Source organism: Allorhizobium sonneratiae (assembly GCF_023700755.1).
GTDB lineage: Bacteria > Pseudomonadota > Alphaproteobacteria > Rhizobiales > Rhizobiaceae > Allorhizobium > Allorhizobium sonneratiae.
In genome coordinates, this window is record NZ_JAMKOJ010000002.1 from 431,523 (window position 1) to 450,216 (window position 18,694).

18 protein-coding genes and 1 tRNA gene are annotated in these 18,694 nt (G+C 57.3%); 7 read left to right on the forward strand and 12 right to left on the reverse strand.

The window, feature by feature from the left end:
* The first annotated feature begins 32 nt into the window (after nucleotides 1–32).
* The 4 genes from NAC44_RS21410 to pheT are packed head-to-tail and all read left to right on the forward strand — an operon-like array spanning nucleotide 33 to nucleotide 3,484.
* Nucleotides 33–329: a BrnT family toxin gene (locus NAC44_RS21410; protein WP_420839874.1), complete on the forward strand. Its 297-nt coding sequence runs from the start codon at nucleotides 33–35 to the stop codon at nucleotides 327–329.
* Entirely contained in the window at nucleotides 265–627 is a 363-nt protein-coding gene (locus tag NAC44_RS05000) for a BrnA antitoxin family protein (protein WP_250938451.1), read from the forward strand. Before NAC44_RS21410 ends, NAC44_RS05000 begins: the two co-directional genes overlap by 65 nt.
* A complete protein-coding gene (locus NAC44_RS05005) occupies nucleotides 624–1,064 on the forward strand; it encodes a hypothetical protein (protein WP_250938453.1) in 441 nt (146 codons plus the stop codon). The genes NAC44_RS05000 and NAC44_RS05005 overlap by 4 nt, the downstream gene beginning before the upstream one ends.
* Nucleotides 1,061–3,484, forward strand: coding sequence for a phenylalanine--tRNA ligase subunit beta (gene pheT / locus NAC44_RS05010; RefSeq protein WP_250938454.1), 2,424 nt, complete (start codon nucleotides 1,061–1,063; stop codon nucleotides 3,482–3,484). Before NAC44_RS05005 ends, pheT begins: the two co-directional genes overlap by 4 nt.
* 154 nt (nucleotides 3,485–3,638) lie before the next feature.
* Here the strand turns inward: pheT and NAC44_RS05015 are convergent, their stop codons facing one another.
* The gene (locus NAC44_RS05015) at nucleotides 3,639–4,547 is read right to left on the reverse strand and encodes a DMT family transporter (RefSeq protein ID WP_250938456.1); all 909 of its coding nucleotides are present in this window, start codon (nucleotides 4,545–4,547) and stop codon (nucleotides 3,639–3,641) included.
* 148 nt (nucleotides 4,548–4,695) lie between these two features.
* Between NAC44_RS05015 and NAC44_RS05020 the strand changes: the two genes are divergently transcribed.
* Nucleotides 4,696–5,565 (forward strand): helix-turn-helix domain-containing protein, encoded by an 870-nt coding sequence (locus tag NAC44_RS05020; RefSeq protein WP_250938458.1) that lies wholly within the window; start codon nucleotides 4,696–4,698, stop codon nucleotides 5,563–5,565.
* Nucleotides 5,566–5,681: 116 nt separating this feature from the next.
* Here NAC44_RS05020 and NAC44_RS05025 read toward each other — a convergent pair whose 3' ends face one another.
* Entirely contained in the window at nucleotides 5,682–6,386 is a 705-nt protein-coding gene (locus tag NAC44_RS05025; RefSeq protein ID WP_250938469.1) for an SDR family oxidoreductase, read from the reverse strand.
* A 268-nt stretch (nucleotides 6,387–6,654) separates the two neighbouring features.
* Between NAC44_RS05025 and NAC44_RS05030 the strand changes: the two genes are divergently transcribed.
* Entirely contained in the window at nucleotides 6,655–7,575 is a 921-nt protein-coding gene (locus NAC44_RS05030) for an AraC family transcriptional regulator (protein WP_250938471.1), read from the forward strand.
* A gap of 79 nt (nucleotides 7,576–7,654) precedes the next feature.
* Here NAC44_RS05030 and NAC44_RS05035 read toward each other — a convergent pair whose 3' ends face one another.
* The 10 genes from NAC44_RS05035 to msrA all read right to left on the reverse strand — a co-directional run bounded on the left by NAC44_RS05035 (nucleotide 7,655) and on the right by msrA (nucleotide 18,110).
* Nucleotides 7,655–8,659, reverse strand: a complete 1,005-nt coding sequence (locus NAC44_RS05035) for an aldo/keto reductase (protein ID WP_250938473.1) — start codon at nucleotides 8,657–8,659, stop codon at nucleotides 7,655–7,657.
* A gap of 2 nt (nucleotides 8,660–8,661) precedes the next feature.
* Nucleotides 8,662–9,612, reverse strand: coding sequence for an aldo/keto reductase (locus NAC44_RS05040; protein ID WP_250938475.1), 951 nt, complete (start codon nucleotides 9,610–9,612; stop codon nucleotides 8,662–8,664).
* A 65-nt stretch (nucleotides 9,613–9,677) separates the two neighbouring features.
* Nucleotides 9,678–10,988, reverse strand: coding sequence for a thymidine phosphorylase (gene deoA / locus NAC44_RS05045; protein WP_250938477.1), 1,311 nt, complete (start codon nucleotides 10,986–10,988; stop codon nucleotides 9,678–9,680).
* 4 nt (nucleotides 10,989–10,992) lie between these two features.
* Nucleotides 10,993–11,766 carry a deoxyribose-phosphate aldolase gene (deoC, locus tag NAC44_RS05050; RefSeq protein WP_250938479.1) on the reverse strand — a complete coding sequence of 258 codons (774 nt, stop codon included), beginning with the start codon at nucleotides 11,764–11,766 and terminating at the stop codon, nucleotides 10,993–10,995.
* A 111-nt stretch (nucleotides 11,767–11,877) separates the two neighbouring features.
* Nucleotides 11,878–12,270 (reverse strand): cytidine deaminase, encoded by a 393-nt coding sequence (locus tag NAC44_RS05055; RefSeq protein WP_250938481.1) that lies wholly within the window; start codon nucleotides 12,268–12,270, stop codon nucleotides 11,878–11,880.
* Between the two features lie 3 nt (nucleotides 12,271–12,273).
* On the reverse strand, nucleotides 12,274–13,245 hold the full coding sequence (locus tag NAC44_RS05060; protein ID WP_250938483.1) for an ABC transporter permease: 972 nt from the start codon (nucleotides 13,243–13,245) through the stop codon (nucleotides 12,274–12,276).
* Nucleotides 13,246–13,256: 11 nt separating this feature from the next.
* Complete coding sequence (locus NAC44_RS05065) at nucleotides 13,257–14,360, reverse strand: ABC transporter permease (RefSeq protein ID WP_250938485.1); 1,104 nt, start codon at nucleotides 14,358–14,360, stop codon at nucleotides 13,257–13,259.
* A 7-nt stretch (nucleotides 14,361–14,367) separates the two neighbouring features.
* Nucleotides 14,368–15,894: an ABC transporter ATP-binding protein gene (locus NAC44_RS05070; protein ID WP_250938488.1), complete on the reverse strand. Its 1,527-nt coding sequence runs from the start codon at nucleotides 15,892–15,894 to the stop codon at nucleotides 14,368–14,370.
* Between the two features lie 175 nt (nucleotides 15,895–16,069).
* Nucleotides 16,070–17,065: a BMP family lipoprotein gene (locus tag NAC44_RS05075; RefSeq protein ID WP_250938491.1), complete on the reverse strand. Its 996-nt coding sequence runs from the start codon at nucleotides 17,063–17,065 to the stop codon at nucleotides 16,070–16,072.
* A gap of 394 nt (nucleotides 17,066–17,459) precedes the next feature.
* Complete coding sequence (msrA, locus tag NAC44_RS05080; RefSeq protein ID WP_250938493.1) at nucleotides 17,460–18,110, reverse strand: peptide-methionine (S)-S-oxide reductase MsrA; 651 nt, start codon at nucleotides 18,108–18,110, stop codon at nucleotides 17,460–17,462.
* A gap of 258 nt (nucleotides 18,111–18,368) precedes the next feature.
* Here msrA and NAC44_RS05085 point away from each other — a divergent pair.
* Nucleotides 18,369–18,458 (forward strand) — tRNA-Ser (locus NAC44_RS05085).
* Nucleotides 18,459–18,694 lie beyond the last annotated feature (236 nt).

The window sequence follows — 18,694 nt, forward strand, 5'->3', positions numbered from 1 at the left end:
TTTGTGGCCACAAATAAATATATGTGGTAAATATGGAACTGGAATGGGACGAGGAAAAGCGTCAGCGAAATCTGAAACAGCGTGGACTGGACTTTGCTGACGTCAAGTGGTTTGAGCCGGACAGTGTGATAACACTTCGCGATGAGCGAGCGGATTACGGTGAACCGCGTTTCAACTCCTATGGCTCTCTGCGTGGTGTGCCATGCTGCTTTTGCTGGACACCCAGAAACGGACGTATTCGGATTATTTCGCTGAGGAAAATCAATGACCGCGAAAGAAAAATCTACGAAGAACGCAGGAAAGCAACGGAGCCATCTTCCGACGCTTGAGGACGTGGACAAGGGCTTGATCTCGTTGGACGATTACGAGATTGCCCATGGCGAAGACGTTGCCGAACTGACCGAAGCCAGTGCAAAGAGCGCGCTCTCCGTGTCGGAGGTGCCCGAACTGAAAGCCATGTTTGAACGCGCCCGGGGCCAGCGGGGCCAGCAGAAAGCCCCGGTGAAAGAACGGATCGGGCTTCGGCTCGATCACGAGATTGTCGAACATTTTCGCAAGATGGGACCGGGCTGGCAAAGCCGGATCAATGATGTGTTGGCGGGGTATGTGAAGGCGGATGGGAAGTGACTACAGAACAGATTACACCTTTAATAATGTCACTTTTAAGCGCGCTCATTGGTGGTGGTGTCGTTGCATTAGTGAATCACTTGTTGACAGCTCGGCGTGAGCGGAGCCGTAAATTAGCGGATTTGCGCATTCAAACACTTATTGATGCGTGGCGTAAAATCGAGGCTTCAGTAATACCACCCAACGATACCTCTTATAGAGATATGAACTCCATTTCCGATGGGATTGAAGGAGCAATCGCAAGCATCATTCTCTTAGGTCACTCAAACGAGGTAAAGCTAGCGGAAGAAGTCTGTAGGGATTTTAGCAGTGGTAAGGGTGTATCGGTAGATTTGCTTTTGAAGGGCCTCAAATCAAGTATTAGACGTGAGTTAGGTCTAAAGGGTGCGGTAGGTGAAAATTTTCATCTGCGTGTGTATAGGGACAAACAGAAATGAAATTCACACTCTCCTGGCTGAAGGATCATCTGGACACCGATGCTACGCTGGACGAAATCTGCGAACGGCTGACGGCCATTGGCCTCGAGGTCGAGGATGTCGATGACCGTGCGGCCTATAAGCCCTTCAGCATCGCCAAAATCCTCACTGCCGAAAAGCACCCGGAGGCCGACCGGCTGAAGGTTTTGACCGTTGACGCTGGCGATGGCAAACCAGTGCAGATCGTCTGCGGCGCACCGAATGCGCGGGCGGGTCTGGTCGGTGCCCTGGCGCGGCCCGGCACCTATGTTCCGGGCATCGATGTGACGCTGTCGGTCGGCAAGATCCGGGGCGTCGAGAGCCATGGCATGATGTGCTCTGAAAAAGAGCTGAACATCTCCGAGGATCATAACGGCATCATCGACCTGCCGGAGGATGCGCCGGTCGGCACCTCGTTTGCCACCTATATCGGGCTGGACGATCCGGTTATCGAGATCAACCTGACGCCGAACCGTCCGGATTGCACCAGCATTTACGGCATTGCCCGCGATCTTGCCGCCTCCGGCCTCGGCAAGCTGAAAACGCCGAAGGCTCCGTCCTTCGCGGTGGAAGGCGAGACAGCGCAGGAGGTGCGCATAGAGCTGGATGACGCCCGCCTTTGCCCCGGCTTTGCCTATCGCCTTGTGCGCGGTGTGAAAAACGGCCCGAGCCCGAAATGGATGCAGCAGCGCCTCAAGGCCATCGGCCTGCGCCCCATTTCGGCGCTGGTGGATGTGACCAATTACATGACCTTTGATCAAGGTCGGCCCATGCATGTGTTTGATGCCGATAAGGTTAAGGGTGCGCTCATGGTTCGTCGCGCCAAGGATGGCGAGGAAATCCTCGCGCTCGATACCCGCACCTATAAGCTGACGCCGAATACGGTCGTTATTGCCGATGACAATGGCGTCGAATCCATTGGCGGCATCATGGGCGGCGAGCATTCCGGCTGCGATGAAAACACCACCAACGTGCTGGTGGAATCGGCCCTGTGGGACCCGATCAATATTGCGAAAAGCGGCCGCAGCCTCGGCATCATCACCGATGCGCGTTACCGTTTCGAGCGCGGTGTCGATCCCGAATACATGATCCCCGGACTGGATCTTACCACGCAACTGATCGTCGATATGTGCGGCGGCACGGCGGCGGCATCCAAAGTGGTCGGTTACAAGGGCCATGAGAAGAAGGTGGTCAGCTTCCCCTTCTCGGAGGTGAAGCGCCTGACGGGTCTGACGGTCTCCAATACGGAAGCCCGCACCATCCTCACCGGCCTTGGCTTTGAGGTTGAGGGCGATGGCGAGGTAGTCAAGGTTGCCGTTCCCTCCTGGCGGCCGGATGTGGATGGCAAGGCCGATCTTGTTGAAGAGGTCATGCGCATTCACGGCGTGGATAAGATCAAGCCCGAGCCGCTGCCGCCGACCGGCAGCGTCAATGGCCGGATTCTCACCACGCTGCAAATCCGCACCCGCACGGCCAAACGTGCGCTGGCCGCGCGCGGCATGCTGGAAGCCGTCACCTGGTCGTTCATTCCGGAAGATCAGGCCAAGCTCTTCGGCGGCGGCAGTGCAGCGCTGAAGCTTGCCAACCCGATTGCCGCTGATATGTCGGACATGCGCCCCTCGCTGCTGCCGGGCCTTTTGACGGCAGCCCAGCGCAATGCCGACCGTGGCTTTGGCGATGTGGCGATTTTTGAAGTCTCCGGCACCTATGAAGGCGATACGCCGGAAGGTCAGCGCCGCGTCGCAGGCGGCGTGCGCCGTGGCACGGCATCGCTGGCAGGGGCTGGTCGCATGTGGTCGAACGCCACCAAGGGCGGCGGCAAGCCGGTGGATGTCTATGACGCCAAGGCCGATGCGCTGGCCGTGCTGGAAGCCTGTGGCCTGCCGATGGGCAATGTGCAGATCGAGCAGGGTGGGCCGGAATGGTACCATCCGGGCCGCTCCGGCACCATCAAGATGGGGCCAAAGGTTGTGCTTGGCACTTTCGGCGAGTTCCACCCCAAAACACTGGCAGCCCTCGATGTCTCCGGTGTGCTCTGCGGCTTTGAAATCTATCTCGACGCCATGCAGGAGCCGAAGAAAAAACCCACCCGCACCAAGCCGGCACTTGATCTCTCGCCCTTCCAGATGGTCAAGCGCGATTTCGCCTTTGTGGTGGAAAAGCAGGTGGAAGCTGGCGCAATCATCAAGGCCGCCACCAGCGCCGACCGCAAGCTGATCACCGGCGTCAACGTCTTCGACGTGTTCGAGGGCACCTCGCTGGGCGAAGGCAAGAAATCGGTTGCCATCGAAGTGCTGATCCAGCCATCGGACAAGACCCTGACCGATGAGGATTTTGACGCACTGACCAAGAAGATCGTCGGCAATGTGGAAAAAACCACTGGCGGTGCCTTGCGGGCGTAAGCATGAGAGCATTTCCAGGAAAAGTGTGAAGCGGTTTTCCGTCCGGAAATGCGTAGAAACAAAGAGTTAGAGCATTTCAGTGTTTCGGTGAAACACTGAAATGCTCTAGAAATCCCTCTTCCCACATCCGTGGGAAGAGGGCCTTATCAAGCTATCAGGCTTTCGCGACCGGTAACACCGCCGCACTCTCCCGCCGCAAAGACGGCGCGAACATCACAAGATTTCCGAGCAGCGTCAGGCATAGACCAATCATGGCCATCGGCGTCCACTGATAGCCCTCATAGAGGGTGGACAGTGTGAGCGCCACCACGGGAAACAGCACAGTCATATAAGCGGCTTTGGCCGAGCCGATGCGCGACACCGCCATCAGATAGGTGGTAAAACCAACCACCGAGCCAAACACAGCCAGATACAGCATGGCAGAAATATAACGCGCATCCGGCGGTGCCACGATGGGCGTGCCGGTAATCCCAATCAGCACCAGCAGAAACAGCGCTCCATAGCCCATGCCCCAGGCATTGGCGGTGACGGGCGAAATGCCCGCTGCGCTGTTGCGCCGCGACACCATATTGCCCAGCGAGAAAAACAGCGTGCCAAGGGCAGCCAACCCCAAACCCTTCCAGCTATGGGCATCGAATTTGCCCAGAATATCCGGCCCAAACAGCAGCAAAAGACCCGTTACGCCAATGGCCCCGGCCACAAAGGTGCGTGGCTTGACGCGCTCGCCAAAGAAAATCCGCCCATTGATGGCATTATAGATAGTCGCCAGCGAAAAAATCACCGAGATCAGCCCGGAATGCACATAGCTGGATGCATTGTAAAAGCAGATGAAATTGCAGCTAAACAGACACAGCGCCTGCGCCACAATGAAAGGCTGATGTTTCAGGGCCGGGCGCTTGAGCTTGCCCATCAGCGCCAGCGCCACCAGCATGATAATCCCCGCCGTGGCAAAACGATAAAACACCGACACCAGCACCGGCACAGGGCCAACCTGCATGGTAATGGCAATCCAGGTGGTGCCCCAGATCAAAACGGTAGAGGCAAAAAGCAGAATATTGATCATAGAAACCTCGCATGTCTGCCCGCGAGTTAGAACTGAATGCTCTATGTCTTCTTGCAGATTCTTGCGGTGAAATACGTATCCGTTGCATTCTCAGATTGCGGTGCATAGCGCCTGCGTTAAACTGACAATCAGGCTCCAGGATACACCCATGTCGATTGCGCAGTTTTCCGTTTTCAGTTCGCTCAGAGCCTCGCCCTGTGCCAAAATTTCGGCATCGCTCGATCTGGGCTTTGGCCAATCCGCGGCAACCTGGAGCAATGCCAATGACCGGGTCAGCTATTCCAGACCCGACGGCCATACCATCAGCCTCTATCTTGAGGGCGGCACGGGCACGCGCCGCGTGGATGGCGCGGCCAAAAACGGCTGGCCGGGTGCGCTCTGCGTGATGCCACAGGGAGCCTCATCGGAATGGGAAATCACCGAAACCTTCCGGTTTGTGCATCTTTACCTGCAAGATCAGGAATTGCGCCGGGCCTATACCGAAACCTTTGATCAGGATTGCCGCCTGATGGTCATGCCCGAAGTGACCTTTGACAATGCCCCGGCCTTGGAGCGCTCTTTGCGAGGGCTGGCCTGTGCCGTGCAAAACGGCGATAGCCTGGCCGCCGAACAGGCCACCGCCACCGCCCTCACCCAGCTGTTTGTCCACCCCCGCTATGGCGGCGCTGCAAATATCACCATCAAGGGCGGGCTTTCCCCTTTGATGCGCAACCGGCTGATTGATTATATCGAAAACCACCTGCACCTGCCCATCACCCTGCAAACACTGGCAGATATCGCAGGTCTCAGCCCCTTCCACCTGCAACGCATGTTCCTCCTCAGTTGCGGTCTCTCCCCCGCCGACTGGCTCCTGCGCCGCCGCCTCGCCAAAGCCAAAACCCTGCTTTACACCCAAGACCCCATCGCCCAAATCGCCTCGGCCTGCGGCTTTAGCAGCCAAAGCCATATGACCCGGGTGTTTAAGGAGGCAACGGGGTGTACGCCCTCGGTTTACCGTGGGCGGGTGAGGGATGTTTGAGGAGGCGAGCGTTCTTGACGGTAAGAGGTCGATTGTCTTTGAAATATTGAGAAGACGATGGGTGTAACACTCAGAGCTTAAACTATTGGCAGGTTCATATTGAACCAGACAATAGTTTAACCTTCGAAACTGCCCCCGTATTCCTTCGGAACAAGATCGGCTTGCGCTTCGCCACTCCTGATCAGACGAAGTATTGTGTTTGCTACCAATTTGGGTGAGTGCGCGAACGACACGGTATCAGCTTCCTGTGCCCTTGCTGATTCCAAACCTGACTTTACAGAACCGTAAAACTCGGTCGCAGTGATGAACGGGTGCAGTGTGGACACGACAATACCCGCATCCGCAAGCTCCAGACGTGCGACGCTTGAAAGCATGTTAAGCGCAGATTTGGAACTGGTATATGCTGCTGAGCCTGGATATGTGGCAAGCGTTGCGCCCGAGCTGATATTGACAATGCTTCCAGCACCTTGCTTTCGCATGTATGGGATGACTGCCTGCATCATAACAAGTGGAGCCACACTGTTAATATCAAGCAACTCTCGAAAATCATCAATGCTGATGTTCTCAATAGTGGCATGCAGCCCTTGCCCCGCATTGTTCACCAACACGTCGATGCGCCCAAATTTTTCTATCGTTTCCTGCACGGCTTGTTTCACCTGTTCGGGGCGGGTGACATCGCAAACCACCGCAAGTGCATCTTCCATCTCGCCTGCCAGCGCCTCTATGTGGTCTTTCCGGCGCGCCAGTAAGACCACACGCGCGCCTGATTGTGCCGCTGCGCGTGCTGTCGCTCTGCCAATACCTGACGATGCGCCGGTCACGACCACAACTGCGTTTCTTATTTCCATTAGACATGTTCCTTTGTTTGGATACCCTATGACCTCACGATTGCGGTCATTGATCTGTCGGTACTCCGGTGCAAGCCAATGGGCAGCTTGTTGCGACCCGCTACGGTGTGGCGCACGAAGAAATTCCGATGAAGCACTCATAAGCCGTTGTTGATCGCATCGCGTGCCCGATCCGGTCGATTGTTTGCACATTCCTGCTCATGCGTTGATTGTAACGTCAGATCATGCGAGAGGTAGTGTTATGAACAACACAATCGACACCATGAGACTTTTGGTAGAGGAACGTGCAAGAAACGTTTTAACTCGGACCAAAATACCGCGGTTTGATATACTCAAAGTCTCTGAGCCGACGGAGCTTTTCCCCGAAATCTATCAGCCTTTGGTTAGCCTGATCCTGCAAGGGGAGAAACGTCTCACCATTGGCAAACATATTCTGAACTACACTGCGGGACATATCTTCATTGCGTCTGTCGAGCTTCCCGTCATTGGAGAGATCACCCAAGCGAGCGCAACCGCTCCATACCTTGCCCTGCGCCTGACCTTTGATCGTGCCGTTGTCGCCGACCTGTTGCGCGATGTATCAGGCCCGATAAAATCCGCTGACACTCGAAGCTTCTGTGTCAATCAGGCAAGTGATAAACTTGCCGATGCCTGGTTGAGGATGTTGCAACTGCTAGAGCAGCCGGAGGAGATTGCGGTCATGGCCCCACTTTTGGAGCGTGAAATTCTGTTCCGATTGCTGCGCAGCCCACATGGCGCTGTTTTGCGACAAGTCGCAAGCATCGACAGCCGATTTGACCAAATCAGAAATGCGTTGGTCTGGATTAGAACCAACTATGCGACAGCCTTTCGTATAGAGCACCTAGCAGATGTCGCAAACATGAGCCCGTCAGCTTTCCACCGTGGTTTTAAAGCCAGCACGGGTCTGTCGCCGCTCCAGTATCAAAAGCATCTCAGGCTCTATGAGGCCCGCAGGATTCTCTTTGCCAAATCAGGTGATGTTGCTTCCGTTGCGCTTGCTGTTGGCTATGAAAGCCTATCGCAATTTACCCGCGAATACGCACGCCTATTTGGCACTCCTCCCGCTCGCGATGTTCGGGGGCTGCGGGCAAATGTATCTTCGGACCCGTCGCTGCTTTATGGTTCTTCACTGGAATATTAGATTTCGGGAGCGGTTCGCCGCCAATGACAGGGGGAAAGCACGATGCTCTCGCCCTGAGTCCAAGATCATGAATATCAGTTCAATCTCTCCGCCCCGCCATCTTCGCCATAGCCTCAGGATATCGTCCACCCGCCACCTTGGCCGGTGACAGCAAATCCCCAAGCGCGGTCGCTTCCTCTTTCGTCAACCCAATCTCGGCTGCTGCAACATTCTTTTCCAGATTGGCAATTTTGGTGGTGCCGGGAATGGGGACGATGAAATCGCCTTGGGCCAGCACCCAGGCCAGCGCCAGTTGGGCGGCGGTGGTGTTTTTCGCTTTTGCCATCTCTTCCAGTGCGGTGATCAGGGCCAGATTGGCCTCGAAATTCTCGGCTTGAAAACGCGGCAGGGCGCGGCGGAAATCGTTTTCAGACAGGCCATCGAGGTTTTTCAAGGCACCTGTTAGGGCACCGCGGCCCAAGGGGCTGAAGGGCACAAAGCCGATGCCCAACTCGCGGCAGGTGTCCAGCACGCCGTTTTCTTCCACCTCGCGGGTCCAGAGCGAATATTCGCTTTGAATGGCGGCAATGGGATGCACCGCATGGGCGCGGCGTAAAGTCTCGGCGCTGGCTTCCGAGAGGCCAAGGGCGCGCACTTTGCCCTGCTTCACCAGATCGGCCATGGCTCCCACCGTGTCTTCAATCGGCACGTTCGGGTCCACCCGGTGCTGGTAAAACAGATCGATCACCTCCACACCCAGCCGTTTCAGCGAGGCTTCGGCCACCTCTTTCACATGTTCCGGGCGGCTGTCGGTGCCGTTCATGGCGTTGCGGTCTGTTTTCGTCGGGTCGATCCTGAAGCCGAATTTGGTGGCAATCACCACCTTGTCGCGGTGTTTTTTCAACCCCTTGCCCACCAGAACCTCGTTGGTGAAGGGGCCATAGACCTCCGCCGTATCGAAAAAGGTCACGCCAAGCTCGACCGCACGGTCGATCAGCGCGAAGGCATCCTGCTCTGCCAGAGGTGTGCCATAGGCATGGCTCATGCCCATGCAGCCCAAGCCGAGGCTGGAAACGGTGAGGCTGCCGAGACTGCGATGTTTCATGGTCATTCTCCTACCGCGTTCAGCACGTTCATCTGGGCTTCCGTCAGGGTCAGCCTGCCCGCCTCGATCATGCTCTCCAACTGGCTGAGGCTGGTGGCGGAAGCGATCGGCGCGGTAATGCCGGGACGGGCTGCGACCCAGGCAATGGCGATGGTTGCGGGCGTGGTGCCGGCTTCTTTCGCCACCTGTTCAAGGGCTGCGAGGATCTTGAAGCCCTTGTCGTTGAGGTAATCCCCCACCCGGTAGCTGCGCGCCTTGCCTTCGGTATCAGCCTTTGTGCGATATTTGCCGGAGAGGAAACCGGCCGCCAGCGCATAATAGCTGATCACGCCGATATTGTCGCGAATGCAAAGGTCGGCCAGCGCGCCTTCAAACCTCTCGCGGGTGTAGAGATTATATTCCGGCTGGATCACGTCATAGGCGGGCAGGCCATTCGCCTTGGCAGCATCGAAAGAGGCCTGCAATTGCTCAGCGGTGAAATTGGAGGAGCCGAGGGCGCGGATTTTTCCTGCCTCCTTCAGCTTGGCATAGGCACCGAGCGTTTCTTCATGCGGCGTTTCAGGGTCGAAAGTGTGGGAGAGGTAGAGATCGATATAATCCGTCTTGAGCCGGCGAAGGGAATTTTCCACCTCCTCAATGATCCATTTTGCCGAGAGATCCGGCCTGCCCTTGCCCATATCCATACCGACCTTGGTGACGATCACCATCTTGTCGCGGGCGACGGAACCGCGCTTCAGCCAGTTGCCGATCACCGTTTCCGATTCGCCGCCGGAATGGCCGGGCACCCAGCGCGAATAGACATCCGCCGTGTCGATGGCATTGTAACCGGCATCGAAAAAGGCATCGAGCAGACGGAACGAGGTGGCCCCATCCGCCGTCCAGCCAAACACATTGCCACCAAAGACAACGGGCGCGATGGAAAGGCCGCTGCGGCCAAGGGCACGGTTTTGCATGAAGATCTCCCGATGATTGATCCTTTGCAAAGAAACTAACGCCAGAGACGCAGATGGCAAGCGACCTATCGAATATGCTCCAGAATGTGATCTCGTGCATCAGCCGCTGTCGCCGCGATGTGATAAGCCGCCAACACATCCCGAACTGCGCGTTCTCCGCTTGATGCATCACGCGCATGAACGCGGGCCAGCACATCGCCCGCCTTGACCGCGCTGCCCAATGGCAAAAGGTCGCTCAGGCCCACGGCGTGATCGATGGCATCATCCGGCCGCAGCCGTCCGCCACCAAGGCCGATCACCGCAAGCCCGAGATCGCGGGTGGCGACATCAGCAAGAAAACCGCTTTCGTCTGCGACGACCGGCAGAATAACCGGAGCATGCGGCAGATAATGCCCTGCCCGCTCAAGAAAATCCGCAGGACCACCCAGACCATGCACCATGCGGGCAAAGAGATCGGCGGCAGTGCCGCTGTCCAGCGCCTGACGGCTACGGGCCAACGCCTGATCGTAATCGTGTTCCACACCGGCATTGACCAACATCTCCGCCACAAGCGCCAGCGTAACCTTCTCTAGCCGGCTATCTTTCACCTCCCGCCTGAGGATGGAAAGCGCATAGGCCACTTCCAGCGCATTGCCAGCCACATTCGACAAGGGCGCGTTCATATCGGTGATCAGCGCCGAAGTTTTCATGCCCGCACCATTGCCCACCGCCACCAGCGAGGCAGCAAGCACGCGGGCCTCGGCAAGATCGGTCATGAAAGCCCCGTTGCCGAGCTTCACATCCATCACCAGGCTTTCAAGCCCGGCAGCGAGTTTTTTCGACAGGATGGAGGCCGTAATCAGAGGCACAGATTCCACCGTCGCCGTCACATCGCGCACGGCATAAAGCCGCTTGTCGGCGGGGGCGAGATCGGCGGTCTGGCCGATGATGGCGGCTCCAACGCTGCGCACCAGCGCACGCAAGTGTTCGGCATCCGGGGCAATATTGTAGCCGGGTATCGATTCCAGCTTGTCCAGCGTGCCGCCCGTATGGCCAAGGCCGCGACCGGAAATCATCGGCACCGCCAAACCGCAGGCGGCAGCCACCGGCGCGAGAATGAGCGACACGCCATCGCCAACGCCGCCGGTGGAATGCTTGTCGGCAATCGGGCGCTCCACGCCCGGCCATGTCAACACCGTGCCGCTGTCCCGCATGGCCAGCGTCAGCGCCACGGTTTCTGCATCGCTCATGCCGCGCAGGTAAACCGCCATGGCAAAGGCGGCAATCTGTCCTTCGGACAGCCTGTCCTCAGCCAAGGCCCGGATAAAACCGGCAATCTCATCAGCGGACAGAATGAGACCGTCGCGTTTTTTCCGGATGATTTCCTGCGGCAGCATCTTTTTAGTATCCGCTGGCCTGTCGGGTCGAGTCCTGACCGCTCAGCACGGCGGCAATGTCGTTGAGCAGGCTGGAAGCGCCGAAGCGGAAGGTGGAGGGCATGATCCAGTTTTCATCCATAATGGCGCTGACATGGCGGAAATAAAGAATGGCATCGCGAACCGAGGAAATGCCGCCCGCGGGTTTGAAGCCAACCTTGCCGCCGCTGTCGCGAATGGCCTGCAGCATCGTGTCTGCCGCTTCCAGCGTGGCGTTGACGGCAACCTTGCCGGTGGAGGTCTTGATGAAATCCGCCCCTTCGGCAATTGCAATGTCACTGGCACGACGGATCAGCGCCTGGCTCTTGAGTTCGCCGGTTTCCAGAATGACCTTGAGCACCGCCGGAGACGGGATGGCCGCCCGCACGGCACGGATCATCTGAACCACCGCCTGCTCGTCGCCCGCGATGAATTTTCGATAGGGAATGACAAGATCGATCTCGTCGGCGCCATCGGCAAGTGCCTGTTTCGTCTCGTTCACCACGGCGGCAACATCCATGTCGCCCGCGGGAAAATTGACGACGGTGGCGATCTTCACCACATTGCCATCGCCCAGAAGGCTGCGCGCCTGCGCAACGAAACGCGGCCAGATGCAGATGGCAGCCGTGTGTCCATAAGGACCGTGGGCCTTCTCGCACAGGGCCTCGATCTCCTCCGGCGTGCAGTCATCTTTCAGATTGGTCAGGTCCAGAACCGACAGGGCGAGCGCAGCGCATTCGCGCAATTCACGACTATCCAAGATCTTCTCCTCCATTTTGCCGCTTCTTTATAAACAGGGATGGGCAGGGCTGGCCATGATTTTTCAAGGCACCCGCCGATCCCAAACAAAAGGCTTATCGCGTGGAGTTGATCAGCCGATGACATCCGTGTCAAAACTGAAGGGCAGAAGTTCATCCATGGTCATGGTTTTCTGCACGCCAACCTCGTCGCAGAGATAGATTTTCGTCTCTGCGACGGCAAACTCGCGGATTTTCTGTCGGCAGCCGCCACAGGGCGGGCACAGCGCCAGTTTTTCAGCAATCACGGCGATTTCGACAATTTTCCGGCCCCCGCCCATGATCATGCAGCCGATAGCCGTCGGCTCCGCGCACCAGCCCTGCGGGAAGGAGAGGTTTTCGATATTGGCCCCGGTATAGATCCTGCCGTCATCGGCACGGATCGCCGCCCCCACCGGAAATTTTGAATAGGGCGCATGGGCAAAGACCATGGCGTCGCGGGCGGCTTCGAACAGGTCATGGGCCATGGATCAACGCTCCTTCACATAGGGCACGCCACCAGCCTTCGGCGATCTGGCCGAGCCGATAAATCCTGCCAGAAGAATGCAGGTTAGAATATAGGGCAGTGCCTGAAAAATCTGCACCGGCACTTCACCAATCAGCGGCAGGGATTTGCCTTGCATGAAATTGCCGCTGGCATCGAGAAAACCGAACAGAAGGCAGGCAAACAACACCGGCACCGGCTTCCATTTGGCAAAGATCAGCGCGGCCAGCGCAATATAGCCTTTGCCCGCCGACATGTCGCGAATGAAGGCTGCCGACTGGGCAATCGAAAGATAGGTGCCGGAAAAACCGCAGAGGAAACCGGCAAGGATGACCGAGCGATAGCGCAGCCAGGTCACCGAAATGCCGGCCGTATCGACAGCACCGGGGTTTTCCCCCACAGCGCGCAATCTGAGGCCAAAGCGGCTGCGGTAGAGCACCCACCAGCTGAGCGGAACTGCGAGAAAAGCAAGATAGGCCAGAAGATTGTTGCCGGAAATCACTTCCGCATAAATCCGACCGATCACCGGCACGTTATGAAGAGCCTCGGCACCGGGCAGCGTGATGGAATCGAAACGGGCCGTGCGCGGCAATTGCGGCGTGCGCCCGCCCTGGCTGAACCAGGCCTGGCCCAGCACGGCGGTCAAGCCGGCAGCGACAAAATTCAGCGCCACCCCGGAAATGATCTGATTGCCGCGGCAGGTGATCGAGGCAAAACCATGCACCAGAGACAGGACAATCGACACCGCAATACCACCGAAAAGCCCGGCCCAGGCCGAGCCGGTCAGGGCGGCGACCGTGGCTGCAGCAAAGGCCGATGCCAGCATCTTGCCTTCCAGCCCGATGTCGAAAATGCCGGCGCGTTCGGAAAACATGCCCGCCAGCGCGGTGAAGATCAGCGGAATGGACAGCCTGACCGTGGAGCCGAGCATGCTGACAAAGATATCGAAATAATCCATGCCGACACTCCTCAGGCTTTTTTCATGGCCAGATAGGCCTTCACGATCAGCGGCCGGAACATGAATTCCAGCGCACCGGCAAACAGGATGACCAGCCCCTGAATGACGATGATCATATCACGGTTGATATTGGGCATGTCGAAAGACAGTTCCGCACCGCCCTGATAGAGCACGCCGAACAGAATGGCGGCAAGCAGGATGCCAAGCGGCGTGTTGCGCCCCATGAGGCTGACGGCAATGCCGACAAAGCCAGCACCGCCGACAAATTCCACCTGAAGACGCCCCGTTGCACCCATGACGATGTTGAGCGCCGTCATTCCAGCCAGCGCGCCGGACATCAGCATGGTCACAATGACGATGCGCGTATAGGAGATGCCGGCATAGCTTGCCGCCGAGCGGCTGAGGCCCAGCGTGCGCATTTCATAACCGAAGCGCGTGCGCCAGATCAGCAGCCAGACCAGATAGCACATGACGAGCGCAATCAGGAAAGAGACGTTGAAGGGGGCCGCACCAAGGCTCAGACCGAAGAGAGACATGAACCAGCTCATATCGGGCAACATCCCGCCGGGCAGGAAGCCACGGCTTTCCGGCGCCATGCTGCCCGGAACGATCAGCACATGCACCAAAAGATAGACCATCAGCGCCGAACCGATGAAATTGAACATGATGGTGGTGATGACGATATGGCTGCCGCGTTTGGCCTGAAGCCAGGCCGGGATAAAGGCCCAGGCCGCGCCGAACAGGGCAGCACCGGCAATGGCAAAGGGCATGGTCACATACCATGGACAATAATGATCGAGCGCCAGAGCCACCAGCGTCGCGCCAAGCCCCCCGACATAGGCCTGACCTTCCGAGCCGATGTTGAACAGGCCCGCATGATAGGCCACAGCCACGGAAAGGCCGGTGAAAATGAAATTCGTCGCATAATAGAGGGTGAAACCGATGCCTTCACCGCGGCCCAGCGCCCCGGTCAGCATCAGTTTCAGCGCCTCCCAGGGGTTCTCGCCAATGATCCAGACCACAAGGCCCGAGACGAGGAACGCCAGGATCAGGTTGATCAGCGGCAGAAGCCCGTAGGTGATCCAGTTAGGCAAGGGAACGGAAGCGGTACTCATCAAAACCTCAAGCGGCAATACCGGCCATCATCAGGCCAAGTGTCTGTTCATCGGCATCCGGCTGTTTTTCGCCGACGACCTGACCGGCAAACATCACCAGAACCCGGTCCGACAGCGCCCGGATCTCATCCAGCTCGACGGAGACCAGCAGCAGCGCCTTGCCCGCATCGCGGGTTTCGATGATACGGCGATGAATGAATTCAATGGCGCCGATATCGACGCCGCGGGTCGGCTGACCGATCACCAGAAGGCTCGGATCGCGCTCGATTTCGCGCGCGACGACGATTTTCTGCTGGTTGCCACCGGAAAAATTCGCCGTCTTCAATCGCGGATTGGGCGGGCGAATATCATATTTGGCAATCTCTGCCTCGGCGCTCGCGCGGATTGCCTTCTGGTTCATGAACAAGCCGCGGCTGTAACGCCGGTCGCGATGATAACCCAGGATCGCATTCTGGCTTTCCTCAAACGCCAGCACAAGCCCCATATGATGGCGGTCTTCCGGGATATGGGCAATGCCGAGCGCCCGCAGACGGGCAGGATCGAAACCGTTGATCGGCTTGCCCTCGAACAGAATATCGCCTGAAACAGGTTTTCGAATGCCGGTGATCGCCTCCAGCAACTCGCTCTGGCCATTGCCGGCCACGCCGGCAATGCCGACGATCTCTCCGGCGCGGACATCGAAGGAGACATTCTCCACCATGGTGACGCCGCGATTGTCCTTGACCGTCAGGTTGCGCACCGACAGAACCACATCCTTCGGCTCCGCCGGTTTCTTGTCCACCCGCAACAGCACGCGGCGGCCCACCATCAGCTCTGCCAGCTCCTCGACCGTGGTGTCTGCGGTCTTGCGGGTCGCCACCATTTCGCCACGCCGCATCACCGACACCGTATCGGTGATCGCCATGATCTCCCTGAGCTTGTGAGTGATCAGCAGCACCGTCTTGCCCTCGGCGCGAAGCGCATCGAGTATCCGGAACAGATGGTCGGCTTCGGCAGGCGTCAGCACGCCGGTCGGCTCGTCGAGAATCAGAATATCGCAGCCGCGATAAAGCGCTTTGAGAATTTCCACCCGCTGTTGCAGCCCCACCGGCAATTCCTCGATCACCGCATCGGGGTCGACCTCAAGACCGTAATCCTCTTCCAGCTTTTTCAGCGCCGCACGCGCCTTTTGCACGCCCTGCCCCAAAATGGCACCGCCTTCGGCCCCGAGAATGATATTTTCAAGAACGGTAAAATTTTCAACCAGCATGAAGTGCTGGTGCACCATGCCGATGCCTGCGGCAATCGCCGCCTGACTGTCACGGATAGCTGTTGGCTTGCCGCCAATCAGGATTTCGCCCTCATCGGCCTGATAAAAGCCGTAGAGAATGGACATCAGCGTCGATTTACCGGCACCGTTTTCTCCGATGATGCCGTGAATGGAGCCACGCTTCACCTTGAGATCGATGGATTTATTGGCATGAACCGGGCCGAATTTCTTGTCGATGCCGATGAGTTCGATAGCAAGCGGTTGGTCCAAAACAGGCGTCTCCACAAGGACAGAAAGGCAGACTCCGCTGCACAGGGCTGTCACATATTCAGATCATGGCGGCTTACATCAACCGGATACGAGTAAGACCGCGTTTCACGCTTTCTCCACCCGTTTCCCGATCTTCTTATGCCAGACAGAAAAAGGGCGCAAACCGGCCAAGCGGTCTGCGCCATTGATTTTAGCCCTTCGGGCAGGAATTGTCGGACATATAATCGTGAACCTTCAAGGTTCCGGCGATCATGCCCGCCTTGGCCTTTTCAACGGCCGCCTTCATCTCAGGCGTAATCAGCTTGGCGTTATACTGGTCCATAGCAGCATCGACACCACCTTCCTTGACGCCAAGAACATTGATGCCCGCGGTGAATTTGCCGTTCTTGGTGTCTTCATAGGCATTGTAGACCGCCAGATCGACACGCTTGACCATGGAGGTCAGCATGTAACCGGGATGCAGATAATTCTGGTTGGAATCGACGCCGATGCCGTATTTCTTGTTGTCGGCCGCCGTCTGAAGAGCGCCGAGACCGGACGCACCGGCTGCAGCATAGACCACATCCGAGCCCTGATCGATCTGGTTTTTCGCCAGTTCGCCACCGCGCACCGGATCGTTCCATGCAGCGCCGGTGGTTCCAACCATGTTCTGCAACACGTTGATCTTGGGATTGGCCGCACGGGCACCCTGTTCGTAACCGCATTCAAACTTGCGGATCAGCGGAATATCCATGCCGCCGACGAAGCTGACCGTACCGGTTTTCGAGGCCATGCCCGCAAGCAGGCCAACGAGATAGGAGCCCTGCTCTTCACGGAAGAGAACGGAGCGAACATTCGGCTGCTTGACCTCGGCATCGATGATGACGAAATCAGTCTTTGGATATTCGGCGGCGACCTTTTCCATGGCAGATGTCCAGGCGAAGGAGACGGCGACAACCGGATTATAGCCGCGCTGGGCAAAATTGCGGATTGCCTGCTCGCCCTGCGTATCGCTGGTCGGCTCGAAATCACGGAACTTGATGCCGGTTTCCTTGGTGAATTTCTCCGCCCCGTGAAACGCTGCTTCGTTGAAGGATTTGTCGAATTTACCGCCCGTTCCATAAACCAGCGCCGGCTTGATGTCGGCGGCGTGGGCAGTGGCAGCCATGGCAGCCATGGCAAACAGCGTCAGAAGGGATTTTTTCATTGTGCAGCCCTGTGTTGCTCGTATCCTGTTCAAGGTCCCCGGTCATAAAGCGAATTTCATGCCAAAACCGGAACACGGCCATCTTAGCCTGCCATGCAGGCAAACCGGCCGTTCACATTGCTGTGCAGGCGTGGCACTCAGGCCCATCCAGCCGATGAACCTTGTGGGCCACGCGCTCCCCCTGTCTTGTTTTTCGCCCTGAACGGGTTCCCGCCCCCTTTTTTTAAGGTCTGGCAAGACAATATCCTTGCATGGCTGCGGGTAAAATTCATCCAATTTTTTTCAACTGGTCAATTTTCAGGCAAAACCCCGATTTTCCGTCAAAAGTCCACATCCACCGCCTCTGCGAGAGACGGAGACTGTAGGACATAGATTGACCTTGGTATTGCGTTGATCAAACGATCGGGCAGGACACGCCGGTGCCACGCAAACCGCAATAACCGCCAGGATTTTTGGCAAGATATTGCTGATGATAGTCCTCGGCATAATAGAATGGACCGGCTTCGGCGATCTCGGTGGTGACGGATCTTGGCGCTCCCGCCTCGACAAGCGCCCTGGCGAAAGCCTCGGCCATGCGTCTGGCCGCGTCCAGATCATCAGCGCTTTCCGTATAGATCACGGAGCGGTAGGTGGTGCCGATATCATTGCCCTGACGCATGCCCTGGGTCGGATCGTGCTCCTCAAAAAACCGCTTCAACAGTTTTTCGAGCGTCACTTTCTCAGGATCGTAAACCACCTTGACCACTTCCGCATGGCCCGTCAGACCGGTGCAGGTTTCCTCATAGGTGGGATTGGGCGTGATGCCGCCCTGATAGCCGACAGCCGTGACCCAGACCCCTTCCATTGTCCAGAAAAGCCGCTCTGCCCCCCAGAAACAACCCATACCGAGATAAATCGTGCGCAATCCATCCGGATAAGGGCCTTTCAACGGCCTGCCGGTGACATAATGCTCCCGCTCCGTGGCGAGAGGCTCAGCGCGCCCGGGCAGTGCGGTTTCCACAGTCGGCATGATGGTTTTCTTGCCAAGCAGAGCGTTCAGCAGCATGATTTCCACTCCCTGTGCGGTTGGCGGACGACCGTTTCAGACGCCGCACGATTGATGCCGTTCTATTTAAGCATCGAAGTGCCGCCTTGTAAGGGCCATGCCGACATCGCAAAACCTGCGACGAGACCAGGCAAAAATGACCGAGCAAAAGTTTTCAGCAGGATTGTTGAAAAACTGTCAGATTTCGGTTGATCGCTGCCGAAACCTTGGTATATGTCGCGCCCAACCGACCCGGATAAGCATCACGGGCGGCGGAATGGACAGGTGGCCGAGTGGTTTAAGGCGCACGCCTGGAACGCGTGTGTGCGTGAAAGCGTACCGAGGGTTCGAATCCCTCCCTGTCCGCCATCAAATCCAGCAAGCAATTGATTTTTAAAATAATTCAGTCACATCAGGTTCAAATTTCCTCTCAGGTTGGTCTAAAATATATTCCTTGTGTGTCAGTGACGACTGACGACTGACGACTGAATGGCAATGTAACGATCGATCCATTTAAAGCACGTTGCGGCTTATCATCGTCATGCAACGCGCTTTAAATATTTGATTTGCCGCATATACGTTATCGTTTCATTGAGGACAATGAA

Excerpts from the sequence above, each read along its gene's own strand:
- NAC44_RS21410 (WP_420839874.1), top strand. The coding sequence starts at position 33 with ATGGAACTGGAATGGGACGAGGAAAAGCGTCAGCGAAATCTGAAACAG.
- NAC44_RS05000 (WP_250938451.1), top strand. The coding sequence starts at position 265 with ATGACCGCGAAAGAAAAATCTACGAAGAACGCAGGAAAGCAACGGAGC.
- pheT (WP_250938454.1), top strand. The coding sequence starts at position 1,061 with ATGAAATTCACACTCTCCTGGCTGAAGGATCATCTGGACACCGATGCT.
- NAC44_RS05015 (WP_250938456.1), bottom strand. The coding sequence starts at position 4,547 with ATGATCAATATTCTGCTTTTTGCCTCTACCGTTTTGATCTGGGGCACC.
- NAC44_RS05020 (WP_250938458.1), top strand. The coding sequence starts at position 4,696 with ATGTCGATTGCGCAGTTTTCCGTTTTCAGTTCGCTCAGAGCCTCGCCC.
- NAC44_RS05030 (WP_250938471.1), top strand. The coding sequence starts at position 6,655 with ATGAACAACACAATCGACACCATGAGACTTTTGGTAGAGGAACGTGCA.
- NAC44_RS05035 (WP_250938473.1), bottom strand. The coding sequence starts at position 8,659 with ATGAAACATCGCAGTCTCGGCAGCCTCACCGTTTCCAGCCTCGGCTTG.
- NAC44_RS05040 (WP_250938475.1), bottom strand. The coding sequence starts at position 9,612 with ATGCAAAACCGTGCCCTTGGCCGCAGCGGCCTTTCCATCGCGCCCGTT.
- deoA (WP_250938477.1), bottom strand. The coding sequence starts at position 10,988 with ATGCTGCCGCAGGAAATCATCCGGAAAAAACGCGACGGTCTCATTCTG.
- NAC44_RS05055 (WP_250938481.1), bottom strand. The coding sequence starts at position 12,270 with ATGGCCCATGACCTGTTCGAAGCCGCCCGCGACGCCATGGTCTTTGCC.
- NAC44_RS05060 (WP_250938483.1), bottom strand. The coding sequence starts at position 13,245 with ATGGATTATTTCGATATCTTTGTCAGCATGCTCGGCTCCACGGTCAGG.
- NAC44_RS05065 (WP_250938485.1), bottom strand. The coding sequence starts at position 14,360 with ATGAGTACCGCTTCCGTTCCCTTGCCTAACTGGATCACCTACGGGCTT.
- NAC44_RS05075 (WP_250938491.1), bottom strand. The coding sequence starts at position 17,065 with ATGAAAAAATCCCTTCTGACGCTGTTTGCCATGGCTGCCATGGCTGCC.
- msrA (WP_250938493.1), bottom strand. The coding sequence starts at position 18,110 with ATGCTGCTGAACGCTCTGCTTGGCAAGAAAACCATCATGCCGACTGTG.